Raw genomic sequence first — 13,878 nt, 5'->3', positions numbered from 1 at the left:
GTGCGCCTGCTCTGGCCTGCCGTACTCATGCTGGCCACCTCGTGTGGTGTGGCGGAAGACGGCTCCCAGCCCGTCGTGACGGGCACGTTCGGCAGCAAACCCGTCGTCGCCATACCTCGGGGGAAGCCGGGGCGCACGCCGCGGATCACGGTGCTCTCCGAGGGCAGCGGACGGCGTACGCTCCCGGGGGACGTCGTGCTCGCCGACGTGGACATCCGGCGATGGACAGGGAACAAGCCGTATCTCAGCACCTACGACGGCAACCAGCCCACATCTGTCGTCTTCGACGGCAGGCAGGTCTCCGAGACCTGGCGCGCCTCGCTCATCGGCCGCCCGGCCGGCAGCCGGGTCATGCTGGTCAGCCCGGCGGCCGAGGCCCTGAACCCGAACGTGCCGCTGGCCGGCGTCTCGCCGGCCGACACGCTCGTCGTGGTCTTCGACATCCTGGGCGGCTACCCGCCCGACGCCCGGCTCGTCGGGCGCACCCTGCCCGCCGTCCCGTCCGACCTGCGGCCGGACTCCGCGCCCCGGACCCTCATCGACGGTTCGGGGCGGGAGGTCACGGCGGGTTCCAAGGTGGTGATCCAGTACGTGGCCGCGTCCTGGCCGTCCCGCGCGGTGGTGGACTCCTCCTACCGGCGCGGCGGTCCCAGCGCCTTCACGCTCAAGCCGGGCTCGGTGCCGCCCGCCTGGCTGGAGGCGCTGGTCGGCCAGCGGGTCGGCATCCGGCTGGCCGTCGGATCCCAGGGGGACAGGCCCATGCTGTACGTGATCGACGTCCTCGACACGATCACGCCCGCCTGAGCCGCCTCAGCCGCTTCAGCCGCAGTGCTCGAACGGGCTGTCGTACGCCGAGGCGCCGGCCTTGCCGCCCCACTTGACGCACGTGTTCGCGGCGGCGGCGTAGACCGGACCCGCGTAGTAGCCGTAGTTGCCCGAGTCCGTCTTCCTGGCGCTGCCTTGTACCTCCAGGTAGGCGGTCGTCGCGGTCGCCGTGCCGAGCGACTTCGCCTTCATCGTGACCACGCAGTTGTTGCCGTTGGAGTTGTTGTAGAGCAGGTAGACGGTCCCGTCGGCGCCGAGCCCGGCCGAGTCGATCACGTCGTAGCCGGAGCCGCACGCCTCCTGCGGCGTGTACGGGTTCGTCGAGCCGCCGCAGTTCTTCGAGTTCAGCGTCTGGGCCGGGTAGCCGAAGGTGACGCCGTTGAACACGGCCTTCTGGATGTTGGACGGGTAGCTGGTGCCCAGGCGCACCTCGTAGTGCAGGTGCGGGCTGATGTTGTTGCCCGGCTTGCTGGTGTTGCCGACCGTGCCGATCTGCTGGCCCTGGGAGACGGACTGGCCGGCGCTGACCAGCCTGGTGTTCAGGTGGGCGTAGTAGGAGGACCAGCCGCCGCCGTGGTCGATCTTGACGAGGTTGCCGTAGCCGTTGGTCGAGCCCTGGTGCGCGGAGATCGCCACCGTGCCCGAGGCCGCGGCCACTACCGGGTCGCCGAGGTCGGCGTCGGCCGTGCTGCCCCTGTTGAAGTCGATCTCCCACGACTGGTGGGCGCTGCTGGCACTGGAGTTGCCGGTCCACGTCTGGCCGCAGGGGAACGGCATCTGGAAGTTGGTCGCGAGGATCTGGGCCTGCGCGGACTCCGGTTCGGGGTCGGCGAAGGCGGGGGTGGTCGTACCGAGGCCGAGTAACAACGCGAGGCTCGCGACCATTGATCGGCTGAGCTTCATGGGGTGATCCTTTCCAGTGGGACCTGTGACACCAGAGTCCGCATTGGCCGCACAAGAATCATCCAGAACCGATACAAAGAGCTGTCAGATCTCCCGTAGAGGGGCTGATGCTGTCATGACGGTCACCTTTCACGTCCTCGGGCCGCTGGAGATTCGCTCCGGCGGCAAGCCCCTACGGATCTCCGGCGGCAAGCCCCGCATGCTGCTGGCCACGTTGCTGCTGGAAGCCGGGCAGACGGTCGGCGCCGACCGGCTCGCCGAAGTGCTCTGGCCGGGCCGCCCGCCGCGTTCGGCCCTGGCCAACGTACGCACCTACGTCAGCTCGCTGAGGTCCCAGCTCGGGCCGGTCGGGCTCACCGCGGCGGGGGCCGGCTACACGATCGACGTCGCGGACGGCGCGCTCGACCTGCGCCTGTTCGAGGAGCTGGCGGGCCGCGGCGACCACGCCGGCGCGCTCGCGCTCTGGCGCGGCGCACCCCTGTCCGACCTGCCCGGCAGCCCGGTCTGGGACCGCCGCATCGAACACCTCCACCGGCTGCGGCTGCGGGCCGCCGAGGCGCTGATCGAACGGCGCATCGAGGACGGCGACCACGACGGCGCGGCCGACGAGCTGCGCGGCCTGCTCGCCGAGCATCCCTACCGGGAGGACCTGTGGGGCGGGCTGCTGCTCGCCCTGCATCGCGGGGGCCGCAAGGCCGAGGCGCTGCGCACGTACGCGGCGGTACGCGACCAGCTCGTGGACGAGCTCGGCGTCGAGCCGGGGGCGGAGCTGCGGGGCGCGTACGAGCTGATCCTGGCCGACGAGGGCCGGGCGGCGCTCGTCGTGCCCCGGCAACTGCCGCCCGACCTGCCGGACTTCATCGGCCGGACGGCGGCCATGGCGGCGCTGGGGGAGACGTTCTCGGTCGCGGTGATCTCCGGGCCGCCCGGCGCCGGGAAGTCGGCGCTGGCCGTGCACGCCGCCCACACCCTGCGCGCGGCCTTCCCCGCCGGGCAGCTCCACCTGGAGCTGGGCGGCGGCAGGCCGCCGGCCGAGCTGCTGGCCGAGGCGTTACGCGGGCTCGGCGTGACCGACGCGCCGCCGACGCTCGGCGAGCGGTCGGCGCTGTTCCGGTCGCTGCTGGCCGAGCGGCCGATGCTGGTCCTCCTGGACGACGCCCGCGACGCCGCCCAGGTACGCCCGCTGCTCCCCGGCAACGACAGCGCCGTGATCGTGACCAGCAGACGGCGGATCACCGAGTTGCCCGGCGCGCTGCGCGTGCAACTCGGCGAGCTGTCACAAGAGGAAGCGCTGACGCTGCTCGGCGGCATCGCAGGAGCCGAGCGGGTGGCCCGCGAACCGGCCGACGCCCTGGCCGTCGTGGCGCTCTGCGGTGGCCTGCCGCTGGCCGTCAGGAGCGCCGGCGCGCGGCTGGCGGGACGGCCCGGCTGGTCGCTGTCGGTGCTGCGCGAACGGCTGGCGGAGGACTGGCTGGCCGAGCTGAAGGAGGTACGGGCCTGCCTCGACGCCGGGTACCGCCGGTTGCCGGCGGAGGCCGCCCGTACGCTGAGCACGCTCGGCGCCCTCGGACCGGCCGCCGGGGCCCAGCCGGGCTGGGTGGTGGACGCCGCACTCGGCCGGTACGGCGCCCACGACATCACCGACCTGCTCGTGGACGTGCACCTGCTGGACCCGGTCGGCACCGACGACGTGGGCCAGCCGCGCTACCGCGTGCCCGACCTCATCGGCAGGCACGCGCGCGAACGCGGCCCCGACCGCGCCGCGCTGGCCCGCGTGCTGGCCGGCTGGACGGCGACCGCCGAGGGCACCATGGCCCGCCTGCCCACCACCGTCTTCAGCCTCACCGCGGCACGGGCGGACAGGTGGCGGTTGCCCGCCCGTACGCTCGACCGGCTCACCTGCGACCCGATCACCTGGTTCGAGTCCGAGCACGAGGCGTTGTCCGGGGCGGTGGACCTGGCCGCCGAGCTGGGCCTGGCCGAGTCGGCCTGGGGGCTGGCCGCCGCCATGGTGCCCTACCTGGACCTGCACTGCCATCTCGGCACCTGGCGTCGTACGCACACCGCGGCCCTGGCCGCCGCCCGGGCCGCGGGCGACCGGTACGTCGAGGCCGCCATGCTCAGGGGCCTGGCCCAGGTCAGCCTGTACCAGGACCGGTACGAGGAGTCCGCCCAGGGCTTCACCCGTTCCCGCCAGATATTTCACGAAATGGGAGACATCAGGGCTGAGGCGACCTCCGTCTGCGGACTCGGGGCCGTCAGCCAGTTCCGCGGCCGGCACGCCCAGTCGCTCGGCTACATTCGCCAGGCGCTGGCCATGTTCGTGGCCGCGGGGGACAGGCACGGCGAGGCCTTCGCCCGTCAGGCCATCGGCCGCGTGTGCCTGAAGTCGGGCGACCTGGTCCAGGCGTCGGAGTCGCTCGCGGAGGCCATGCGGCTGGCCCAGGAGCTCGGGGACGCCCACCGGGAAGGCTGCGTGTGCCTCCAGATGGGCAACCTGCACCAGGCGATGTCGTTCCACCGGCACGCCCTGGAGATCTTCGAGTCGCTGGGCGACCGCCACTGCGGGGCGTACGCGCTGCAGGGCATCGCGGGGCTCCAGGCGGCGCGCGGCGACCTGACCCGCGCCTCCACCGGCCTCGAACGCTCGCTGGAGATCTTCCAGGAGCTCGGCGACCGCAGCGGCGAGGCGTCGACCATCCAGCTGCTCGGCGAACTGCACCGCTCGGCCGGACGTACCGGCCTGGCCCTCGACTACCTCAGGCACGCCAGCGCCCTGCGCCGCAGCCTGCCGGTCTGACCGGCGCTACGGACCGGACACCAGGCGGCGGACCAGCCGCCGCAACCGCGACTGCTGCAACGGCACGCCCTGGAGCGCGTCGAGTGCCTCGGCGGCGCTCGGCCGCTTGGCGGGGGAGTGGTCGAGCATCCGGCGCACCACGTCGGGCACGTCGGGACCGTGGACGTCGGAGCTGGTCGGGAGCTCCCCGGTGAGCAACTGGTAGGCGATGGCCCCCGCGGCGTAGACGTCGGACGCGGTGGTCATCCGGTCGGGACGCTCCTGGCACTCGGGCGCCACGTAATGGGCGTCGAGCACGTTGCCCAGCTCGTGGGCGACCGTGTAGTTGCGCGGCCCCGGCTTGGCGTAGTCGAACCCGGTCAGCACCGCGTGCCCGTCGTCGGTGACCAGCACGCACCCGGGCGTGAGCGCCCGGTGGACGACGCCGTTGGCGTGCGCGTGCGCGAGCCCGCGCAGCAGGTCCTGGATCACGCCCAGCCTGGCGCCCTTGCCCAGCGACAGGTGCAGCGCCTCGCCATGGACGTCGTCGAGCACCAGCACGAACCGGCTCTCGTCGTCGATGGCGAAGAAGTCCCGCGAACGCACGACGCACGGGTGGGGCGGGATGCGGGCCAGCGACTGGTAGGCGTTGGCGATGCGCTGGCGTTCGGCCGCCCGCGCCTCGTGGTCGGCCAGCGGATCGGCCTGGTAGACCCGCAGCAGCACGGTCTCGCTGCCCGGCAGCGTGGCGTTGAACGCGCGGTACTCGGTGACCTTGGCGTCGCCGCCGAGCTGCTCCTCGACCTCCCAGTTGCCGAACCTGGGCGGCGCGGTGCTGCGGCGCACGGTGTGGTTGAGCGCGTCGAGCACCGCCGTCAGATACGGCCGTACGTCGGGGCTGCACCCCCGCCTGACCCGCGAGACGTCGCCCAGCGTGGCCACCAGACCGGGCAGGTCGGTGACGTTGGGCGCGTCACGGCCGGCCGGGTCGACCAGCTCGGCGTCGGGCGAGGTGAGCACGACCAGGCTGTCGACGTAGACACGTTCGAGCTGGGTGGCCCTGGACACCAGCAGGCCCTTCAGCGCCTTGGCCGTGCCCCGCAGCTTGGTCACCGGCGAGCCGAACGCCTCCCTGCGCGGCGGGTACCAGCGGGTGCCGGACACCTCGATGCGCCCGCGGCTGCCCTTGACGTCGACGACCGCGAGCGAGTGGCCGGTCAGCACGAGCAGGTCGACCTCGAACACGTCGTCGCCGCGCGGGACTTCGACGTTGTGCAGCAGCAGCCAGTCGGCGGGGGCGTGGTCGCGCAAGTAGGAGATCACGCGCCGTTCGGCGTCGTTGACCGGCCGTCCTCCGCCGACGATCTGTGCCATGGCGCCTATCCTCCCACGGTTCTCTGTTGACAGCATGCTGTCTAAATGACAGTATGTTGTCATGAAGGGAATCATTCACCACGCCGTTTACGACACCTACGCCGACTGGGAGACCGGGCACGCGACCGCCCACCTGCGCAGCGGGCGCTTCCAGCGCGAGCCGGGGGCTTTCGAGATCGTCAACGTCGGCATGACCGCCGAGCCCGTCGTCAGCATGGGCGGCCTGCGGGTCACGCCCGACCTCGCGCTCGACCGGCTCACGCCCGAGGGCAGCTCGCTGCTCGTCCTGCCGGGCGCCGACCTCTGGGACGCCGGTGACGAGCTGGCGCCGTTCGCCCGCAAGGCGCGCGAGTTCCTGGAGGCGGGCGTCCCGGTGGCCGCCATCTGCGGCGCCACCGCCGGCCTCGCCCGCGAGGGCCTGCTCGACGTACGCGACCACACCAGCGCGGTGCTCCCGTACCTGGAGGCGCAGCAGGGATACGCCGGCGCCGAGCACTACCGTGACCGGGACGCCGTGCTCGACGCCGTCCTCGTCACCGCCGGCCCCACCGAGCCCGTCGCCTTCGCCAGGGAGATCTTCCGCCGCCTCGACATCTACCGGCCCGAGGTGCTCGACGCGTGGTACCGCCTGTTCGGCAAGAGCGACGCCTCGGCGTTCGAGGTGCTGATGGCGGCATGAGCACCGACGGCGACGGAAGCCCTGGGGACGGCGGCGACGCGGCCGAGTTGCTGTCCGGCCTGGCGCTGGCGTCGTTCCGGCTCAACGGCCAGTTCCTGCACGTGGCGGAGGAGCTGGCCAAGCCGGCCGGGATGACGGCGGCCTGGTGGCAGGTGCTGGGCGCCGTCCTGGGCGAGCCGTTGCCGGTGGCGGGGATCGCGCGGGTGATGGGCATGACCCGTCAGGGGGTCCAGCGCATCGCGGACCTGCTGGTGGAACGTGGGCTGGCCGAATACCACCCCAATCCGGCCCACCGTCGCGCCAAACTGCTCCAGCCGACGGACGCGGGCCGCGAGGCGATCAGCAAGATCGTCCCCGGCCACCGCGCCTTCGCCGACCGCCTGGTGGCAGAACTCGGCCCCGAAACCGCCCGCACCACCCTGGCAGCCCTGACCCACCTGACCAGCACGCTGACCACCCTGACGAACACCTGACCCCGAGGCACGCCCCGCCCCCTGGGCCGCTCCGCCTCCCGGGCCGTCCTTCAACCCCGAGGCGGACTTCCCGGGGAGGGGCCATCTGTCCTTCGGGTGGGGAATGGGGGGAGCTGAGAAATGGGGGGCATTTCCGTTCCGCGACCTATTCGGGGATCAGCGGAGTTTTGTGCGCGGCTTGAACACCGACAACCCCGTCGCGCAAATCAGCATGACGATCTGCGCCCCAGCACCGCCACCTGCCCACACAGGCGACCGCCACCAGCAACACCAGCTTGACCGCCGTCCAGTAATAGCGAAACACCCCCCAATGGCCATAGGCCCCGTGGGCCGGCGCCTGATCCTTTGTGACACCGGCCGCCACATTCAGCACGACCAGCCCCACACCTCGCCCAGCAGCGCCACCGAGACGATGACGTGGATAACCACGGCGCTCTTGCGGATTCTCGGCCGCATCGCACTCATCCGATCTCCGGATTCGCCGAACTCGGCCACCATCGTCGCCGCATTGTTCATCCCGGACATCGGCCCCGGGATGGCACTCCAGGTACGCCGTTCGCCGTAGGTCCTTTCTCAAGTTTCGGGTGATCGTTGCCTGAACCGCAGGGCACGAACGCCCCAACCTGCCCGCCTGAAGACCAAAAGAATCCCGTTCGCCGGGCAGCGGGCCAGGGATGTATGCCTGCTGCCGTCGATGGACACGACAACCGAGTCCCAAGAAATCGAGGCGTCCCCTTGACCTTGGTTAGGGCATTCTGAGTTGCGGTTTTCGCTGCCTGCCGCGATGGTTATTGGCGGCACCTCACAGCCCTGCACAAACGACCATGGCGCACGAATTAAGCGCCGATCCATGGAGGAAAGCAAACATGATCCGTCGCATTCTGGCCGGTGCAGCAATCGCGGTCACCGCTCTCGGCTTCTCCGCCACCGCCGCGTCCGCCGACGTCGGCCCCAACCCGTACAACAACGGGCAGAGCATTCTGAGCCAGCTGAGCATCCTCGACGACCTGACGGCGCTGAACGACGTCCTCAACGACTCGGTCAAGTACATCGACATCCTCACGCTGCTGCACCTGAACGACATCGAGGCCAACGTCCTCAACAACCAGGACGACTACGGCGACAACAACTGAGCCTCCTCGCGTGGCGTAGGCAGGAAGACGATCGGCGACCCGCGGACAATTCCGTGGAGCCGCCCGGCCAAGGTCGCCTTCCTGATGCCTTGAGGTGGACCGATCGTACGGGCCGTGGCAGTTCGCGAGGCCACGGCACGGGCTCGGTGCGCACCGAGCTCTGAACGCCCCGCGGTCCAGGTCGATCACTGCAGGACGACCCGGGCCGCGGGGCTCACCCGTACGCGGACTTGGCGAAAGCGTCGGAACGCCCCGCGCTGGGACGTACGACACCCAGGAAATGCGGCCGCTCCAACGAGTCGAGCCGCACGGATTCGCCCGAGAAGGGCGCGTGCACGATCTGCGTGGCATCCACCGCGAGCGCCACGTGCTCGGGGCCCGGACTGCCGGCGTCATTGTCGTAGAACACCAGGTCCCCGGCCTGAATCTCCTCCCGCGGTATCCGTATCCCGGCCCGCCACTGCTCGTACGTCGTGGTCCCGATCGCCACCCCGGCCCGCGCCCACGCGTACTCGGCGAGACCTGAACAGTCGAATCCCCAGGTTTTGGCCCCTTTTCCGATCCCGAACCCGGGACCGTCCGGCCCGCCGCCGCCCCACGAGTACGGGACGCCGATCATCTCTATCGCCGCCCGGAGCGCGATCGAGCCCGCCATCGACCGTACGGCCACGGTCTCCGCGCGGCACGCCTGCGGCGGACATCCGGACGCGGAGTGCGCGGGAATCGAATGGAAAACGCACACAATCGTGTGCGCCAATGCTATTGGCAGTAGTCGCAGTCGTCCGTTCATGGCATATTCGGCGCTCCCGTGACCCGGGGCCGCGCCGCCATACGGCACGGCGTTATTCGGTGAGTTCTCCCGATTACTTGCTCCGGCAGTATGGGGATAAAACACCGCGCCAAGCCCGACAAGTCCGAATATTTCGAGGCATGTCGGGGTGATTTTCCGCCGAACCACGGGCCAAGGAATAAGTGCGGGCACTTGACTTTGCCTTAGCATATTCCCCTTGCGGGCCCCGGCGGTCCACGACATTGTTATTCGCGAAAATCTCGCCACTCGGGAGGCGGGTAATTATGATGACGCGCACCGCTGCGCCGATTCCGATGAAGGAGAAGTAAAATGATGCGTCGCATTCTCACCGGTGCAGCCATCGCCGGCGCGCTGATCGGGTTCTCGGCCACGAGCGCCTCCGCCGACGTCGGCCCCAACGCCTACAACAGCGGCAAGAACATCCTGAGCCAGCTGTCCATCCTCGACGACCTGACGCTCGCCAACGACGTCCTGAACGACTCCGTCAAGTACGTCGACATCATCACCGCCCTGCACCTGCAGGACATCGAGCTCAACCTCCTGGACGCGCAGAGCCACTACGGGGACAACAACTGAGAGTTCCTGATCGGCGGCGGCCCGTCCGCGCGCCCGTCACGCTGATCTGAAGGCGTTCCGGCAGCCACGACCCCTCGTGGCGGCACCTGGCCGGGAACGCCCGCCGGCTCGGCCGTGACAGGATGCGCACGCCGGGGCCCGCTGCGAGGACGGTCCAGGCCGGCCCAGCCCTGCGTGCTGGGCCGGCCTCGGTCGTCTCGGAGGCCGCCCGCCGCACTTCATCTTTTCGTCTAATTCGGTCATAATTCCGGCGAATATTACATAGCGAAACATACGGCGTGTAACCTGGTTTCGGGTTAATCGTCGGTGCGGCGAAAGGAGCCGCGACCTCCTCAGGACGGCCAGTACGGCCGGGAGGAACCCCGACGGTCATCCCGCAGGCAGCCCCCTGTCCATAGCTGTTGGGGGGTGCGCACGTCGTGAACGATCTCGAAGAGCGGCTGCTCTATCAGGACGGGCAGCTCAGCGTCACGCTGCGGGTCGCGCCCGGAGCCCCGGCCGTCGCCCTGACCGGAGAGGTCGACGCCACCAACAGCCCCGCGCTCGCCAGCACACTGTCGGACTCACGCGGGGGCAACACCTACATCTGGGTCGACACCGGAGGACTGACCTTCATCGACCTGTCCGGCCTGCGGGTGCTGGTCATGCCCGCGCTGCCCCCGGACGAGCGGTGGATCCGCCTGCACAACCTCACGCCCCACCTGCGGCGGCTGCTGCGCATGATGGGCTGGTTCTACACCCCTCGCCCGTACGACGTGCCGCTCTAGAGGACGGTCGCCGCCGACGTGCCGAGCCCGCGGGGACCGGCCAGGCGGAAGACCGGCGGCCGGTGGTGCCGGAGCAGGGAGGGCTCGTCGTAGCGGGAGCAGGCCCGGTGCCAGTTGAGCACGCCGGACAGCCAGTGGCGCAACTCGTCCAGGTACGCGTCGAGCACGCCCCTCGCCGCGCAGTCGAGCCCGAGGTCGTCGCACAGGACCGGCAGCTCGTGCTCGGCGATGTGCTGAAACTGCTTCATCCGCGAGGTCAGCAGGTCGTTGACGATGACCAGCGCGGCCGGGTAGTCGCAGTCGAAGAAGTTCTGGACCACCAGGACGCAGTTGTGCACCTCGCCCTCGAACTCGATCTCCTTCTGGTACGAGAAGATGTCGTTGATCAGCGTCCCGTAGTCCATGACCGCGTTCTCCAGAGCCCGCATCGGGCCGCTCTCCGACAGCGCCTCGGGCAGCGTGCGCGCGTGCCGCAGACGGCACAGGCTCATCGTCAGCTCCGAGCCGAAGGTGAGCCGGCGCATCTCTATGTAGTCCACCGGATCGGGGACCCGTCCGACCACGTTGTCGCCCAGCTCCCACAACCAGCTCTCGCACATCGTCTCGACCGCCCGACGCAGCCGCGCGCGGGACGCGGCCGGCATCGGCCCCGCCGTACGCGTCCACAGGTCGGCCAGGCCGCGTTCGAGCGCGCTCACCGGCGGCGGCGCGGGCGTGCCGTCCACCGGCATGAACGCCGAGAGCCTGGACACCGTGACCTTGGCCGCCGCGAGGTTGCCCGACCGGTCGAAGACGGCCGGGAAGTAGTCGTCCCCGTACGTCCCCCAGCACAACCAGTACGAGGCCAGGTCCAGTTCCTCGGCGGTGGCGTCGGGATGCAGGCCCGCGGCGCACAACGGCAGGTCGTAGTCGACCAGTTTGTCCGCGTCCCACACCGCCGAACCGGCGACGCCGGGCTGCGCCTCCAGCAGGCCCATGGCCGCGCTCCAGGCCACCGCGTTGCGCCGGGCCCCGTCGAGATGGGAGGAGAGGCGCAGCTCGAAGGGCATGTACAGCTCGGGGATCCGCGAGGGCCCGACCCGCTGCCGCCTGACCGAGGTGAAGTTGCGCAGCCGCTTGGCCCCCGTCAGGGCGATCAGGGACTTCGTGCCGAGCGGCTTGGCCGCCGCCGCGCCCTCGTTCATGTAGCGGCTCGACCGCATGTGCCACTCGTGCCCGCCGGACTGCCAGTCCTGCAAGCCCTTGACGTAGGCCAGCACGCCCATCGCCGACGCCGGGTCGATGGCGTGCTCGACGAAGAGCGGGCCCAGCTCGGCCAGCGCGGTGTGCTCGAACTGCTGCATGCGCGAGGTGAGCAGGTCGTTGACGGCGTCGGCGGCCTCCTGCGTCGAGCACCCGAGGAACGTCTCCAGCACCAGCACGCCGTTGCTCAGCTCGCCCTCGTCCCGGACCTCCCGCTCGTAGGAGAACAGGTCGTTACGCAGGTGCACCGCGTCGGAGAAGCTGTCCTTCAGCACCCGCAGGGGCCTGGTGCCGGCCAGCCGCGCGGGGATCTCGGCCCGTACCGCGTGCTCGACCAGCCCCGCCGACCAGGGAGCGCCGCCGACCTTGCGGCGCATCTCGATGTACTCGACCGGGTTGGCGATCCGGCCCTCGTTGATGTTGGACAACTCCCAGATCGACTCGTTGAGCAGGTGGCGGGTGCTCTCGGCGAACCGCCGCCGCCAGTCGGCCGACATGCCCGGCACCGTACGCCGCCACAGGTCGGCCAGGCCCGCCTCGACCGGGTTGGCCGGCTCAGGCATGGACAGGTCACCGCCCATCGGCATGAACCGGGGGAGCCGGTCGAGATGCCGTTTGCCGCCCTCGATGTCGCCGGAGCGCTTGAAGACCTCAAGGAAGTGGTCGTCGAAGAAGAACACCCAGACGTACCAGTCGGTGATCAGGCACAGCTCGGCGGCGTCGCAGTCGGGGTGGGTGTAGGCGCACATCAGCGGGTAGTCGTGCCCGTCGAGGTCGGCCTCCTCCCAGACGCCCGAGCCCTCCAGCATGCCCATGTCGCGCGCCCACAGCGTGGCATGCGTACGGGCCTCCTCCAGGTGCGGGTTGAGCCGCGCCGGGTACGGCAGGTAGAAGTCGGGCAGCTCGAACGGCTTGGCCATCAGCCCGAGACCTCCACGTCCTCCAGCACCCCGAGCGCGTCGGGCACCAGGACCGCGCACGAGTAGTAGGCACTGACCAGGTACGACATGACCGCCTTCCGATCGATGCCGGTGAGCTTCACGCTGAGCCCCGGCTCGCGCTCGTCGGGGACGCCGGTCTGGAACAGCCCGACGACGCCCTGGTCCTTCTCGCCGGTCCGCATGCACAGGATGGACGTGGTGCCCGCCCGGCTGATGGGGATCTTGTCGCACGGCAGGATGGGCACCCCCCGCCACGACTGCACCGGCACACCCTCGATCTCGGCGGTGTCGGGATAGACGCCCCTCGCGCTGCACTCCCGCCCGAAGGCCGCGATGGCCCGCGGGTGGGCCAGGAAGAACCGGGACTTCTTCCTGCGGCTGACCAGGTCGTCCAGGTCGTCGGGGGTGGGCGGCCCGGTCAGTGTACGGATGCGCTGCGACGGGTCGACGTTGTGCAGCAGGCCGAAGTCGCGGTTGTTGACCAGCTCGCGCTCCTGCGACTCGCGCACCGCCTCGACGGTGAGCCTGAGCTGCTGCTCGGTCTGGTCCATCGGGTCGCTGAACAGGTCCGCGACCCGGGTGTGCACACGCAGCACGGTCTGCGACACGTTCAGCTCGTACTCACGCGGACCCGGGTCGTAGTCCACGAACGTGCCCGGCAGCGCGGGCTCGCCCCGGTGGCCGGCCGCCATGCCGATGGCCGCCTCGCCGTGCTTGGTCTGCGGGGCGGCCCGCCGGGCGCGATGGTGTTCGAGCACGTCGAGCAGGGCGGGGGAATCGCCGGCCAGCGCGCGCAACTCCTCCCATGGCAGGGCCAGCACCGTGCACCTGGTGCCGGCCTCCAGCGTGTGGCTCCACACGGCCCGCTCGTCCGGCGGCTCGGTGCCCGCGTGGTCGCCCTCGCCGAGGGTGCCGAGCACGAGGCGGTCGCCGTACGAGCCGTGCTGGAACCTGGTGACCCGGCCGTCCGCGATCAGGATGATCTCGTCGGCCGGCCGTCCGGCCCGTGCGATCGTGTCGCCGGGGGCGTACTCCCGCTGCTCGAACAGCCCCGCCAGGGCGTCGAGCAGGCGGTCGTCGTCGAGCCCGTGGAGCGGCGGCAGCTCGGTCAGGCTCGGCGGCGCCACCCGCACCCGGGCGCCGGTACGCGAGAAGCCCACCTTGCCGCCGCCGACCATGTAGGTGAGCCGCCGGTTCACCCGGTAGGTGCCGGCGGTGTCCACCCATGGGAGCATCCGCAGCAGCCAGCGGGAGGAGATCTCCCGCATCTGCGGAGGCGTCTTGGTCGTCGTGGCGAGCTTCCGCGCCGCGGCGGTATCCAGGCTCAGCCGCTGATCCGACTCCGTCAACTCAAACACCACCAATTCTTGGACCG

At 70.5% G+C, this 13,878-nt stretch carries 14 protein-coding genes; 7 read left to right on the top strand and 7 right to left on the bottom strand.

Annotation, left to right across the window (positions count from 1 at the left end):
- Complete coding sequence (locus tag DMB42_RS34675; RefSeq protein WP_185845008.1) at positions 1-804, top strand: FKBP-type peptidyl-prolyl cis-trans isomerase; 804 nt, start codon at positions 1-3, stop codon at positions 802-804.
- 15 nt (positions 805-819) lie between these two features.
- Here the strand turns inward: DMB42_RS34675 and DMB42_RS34670 are convergent, their stop codons facing one another.
- Positions 820-1,728: a M23 family metallopeptidase gene (locus DMB42_RS34670; RefSeq protein WP_125641567.1), complete on the bottom strand. Its 909-nt coding sequence runs from the start codon at positions 1,726-1,728 to the stop codon at positions 820-822.
- Positions 1,729-1,843: 115 nt separating this feature from the next.
- Between DMB42_RS34670 and DMB42_RS34665 the strand changes: the two genes are divergently transcribed.
- Entirely contained in the window at positions 1,844-4,528 is a 2,685-nt protein-coding gene (locus DMB42_RS34665) for a BTAD domain-containing putative transcriptional regulator (protein WP_125641562.1), read from the top strand.
- 6 nt (positions 4,529-4,534) lie between these two features.
- Here DMB42_RS34665 and DMB42_RS34660 read toward each other — a convergent pair whose 3' ends face one another.
- Positions 4,535-5,881 (bottom strand): methylation-associated defense system protein kinase MAD6, encoded by a 1,347-nt coding sequence (locus DMB42_RS34660; protein WP_125641560.1) that lies wholly within the window; start codon positions 5,879-5,881, stop codon positions 4,535-4,537.
- Between the two features lie 61 nt (positions 5,882-5,942).
- On the opposite strand from DMB42_RS34660, the gene DMB42_RS34655 reads away from it, so the two are divergent.
- Both DMB42_RS34655 and DMB42_RS34650 read left to right on the top strand, forming a co-directional pair.
- On the top strand, positions 5,943-6,560 hold the full coding sequence (locus tag DMB42_RS34655; RefSeq protein ID WP_125641557.1) for a DJ-1/PfpI family protein: 618 nt from the start codon (positions 5,943-5,945) through the stop codon (positions 6,558-6,560).
- Positions 6,557-7,033 carry a MarR family winged helix-turn-helix transcriptional regulator gene (locus DMB42_RS34650; protein ID WP_125641554.1) on the top strand — a complete coding sequence of 159 codons (477 nt, stop codon included), beginning with the start codon at positions 6,557-6,559 and terminating at the stop codon, positions 7,031-7,033. The genes DMB42_RS34655 and DMB42_RS34650 overlap by 4 nt, the downstream gene beginning before the upstream one ends.
- 145 nt (positions 7,034-7,178) lie before the next feature.
- Here DMB42_RS34650 and DMB42_RS34645 read toward each other — a convergent pair whose 3' ends face one another.
- Together DMB42_RS34645 and DMB42_RS53565 are read right to left on the bottom strand one after the other, a co-directional pair.
- The gene (locus DMB42_RS34645; protein WP_125641551.1) at positions 7,179-7,406 is read right to left on the bottom strand and encodes a hypothetical protein; all 228 of its coding nucleotides are present in this window, start codon (positions 7,404-7,406) and stop codon (positions 7,179-7,181) included.
- Complete coding sequence (locus DMB42_RS53565) at positions 7,400-7,558, bottom strand: hypothetical protein (protein ID WP_185845007.1); 159 nt, start codon at positions 7,556-7,558, stop codon at positions 7,400-7,402. The genes DMB42_RS34645 and DMB42_RS53565 overlap by 7 nt, the downstream gene beginning before the upstream one ends.
- 341 nt (positions 7,559-7,899) lie before the next feature.
- Between DMB42_RS53565 and DMB42_RS34640 the strand changes: the two genes are divergently transcribed.
- A complete protein-coding gene (locus DMB42_RS34640) occupies positions 7,900-8,166 on the top strand; it encodes a hypothetical protein (RefSeq protein WP_125641548.1) in 267 nt (88 codons plus the stop codon).
- A 214-nt stretch (positions 8,167-8,380) separates the two neighbouring features.
- Here DMB42_RS34640 and DMB42_RS53560 read toward each other — a convergent pair whose 3' ends face one another.
- Entirely contained in the window at positions 8,381-8,836 is a 456-nt protein-coding gene (locus DMB42_RS53560) for a C40 family peptidase (protein WP_185845006.1), read from the bottom strand.
- Positions 8,837-9,286: 450 nt separating this feature from the next.
- On the opposite strand from DMB42_RS53560, the gene DMB42_RS34630 reads away from it, so the two are divergent.
- Together DMB42_RS34630 and DMB42_RS34625 are read left to right on the top strand one after the other, a co-directional pair.
- A complete protein-coding gene (locus DMB42_RS34630; protein ID WP_125641542.1) occupies positions 9,287-9,553 on the top strand; it encodes a hypothetical protein in 267 nt (88 codons plus the stop codon).
- Between the two features lie 419 nt (positions 9,554-9,972).
- The gene (locus DMB42_RS34625) at positions 9,973-10,320 is read left to right on the top strand and encodes an STAS domain-containing protein (protein WP_185845005.1); all 348 of its coding nucleotides are present in this window, start codon (positions 9,973-9,975) and stop codon (positions 10,318-10,320) included.
- Here DMB42_RS34625 and DMB42_RS34620 read toward each other — a convergent pair.
- Positions 10,317-12,482, bottom strand: coding sequence for a terpene synthase family protein (locus DMB42_RS34620; RefSeq protein ID WP_125641537.1), 2,166 nt, complete (start codon positions 12,480-12,482; stop codon positions 10,317-10,319). The genes DMB42_RS34625 and DMB42_RS34620 overlap by 4 nt on opposite strands.
- Entirely contained in the window at positions 12,482-13,852 is a 1,371-nt protein-coding gene (locus tag DMB42_RS34615) for a family 2B encapsulin nanocompartment shell protein (RefSeq protein WP_260478141.1), read from the bottom strand. Before DMB42_RS34615 ends, DMB42_RS34620 begins: the two co-directional genes overlap by 1 nt.
- Positions 13,853-13,878: the final 26 nt, after the last annotated feature.

Source organism: Nonomuraea sp. WAC 01424 (assembly GCF_003947315.1).
Classification (GTDB): Bacteria; Actinomycetota; Actinomycetes; order Streptosporangiales; family Streptosporangiaceae; genus Nonomuraea; species Nonomuraea spiralis.
Note: the sequence above shows the minus strand (reverse complement) of the source record. Positions and strands in the feature narration are given on the sequence as shown.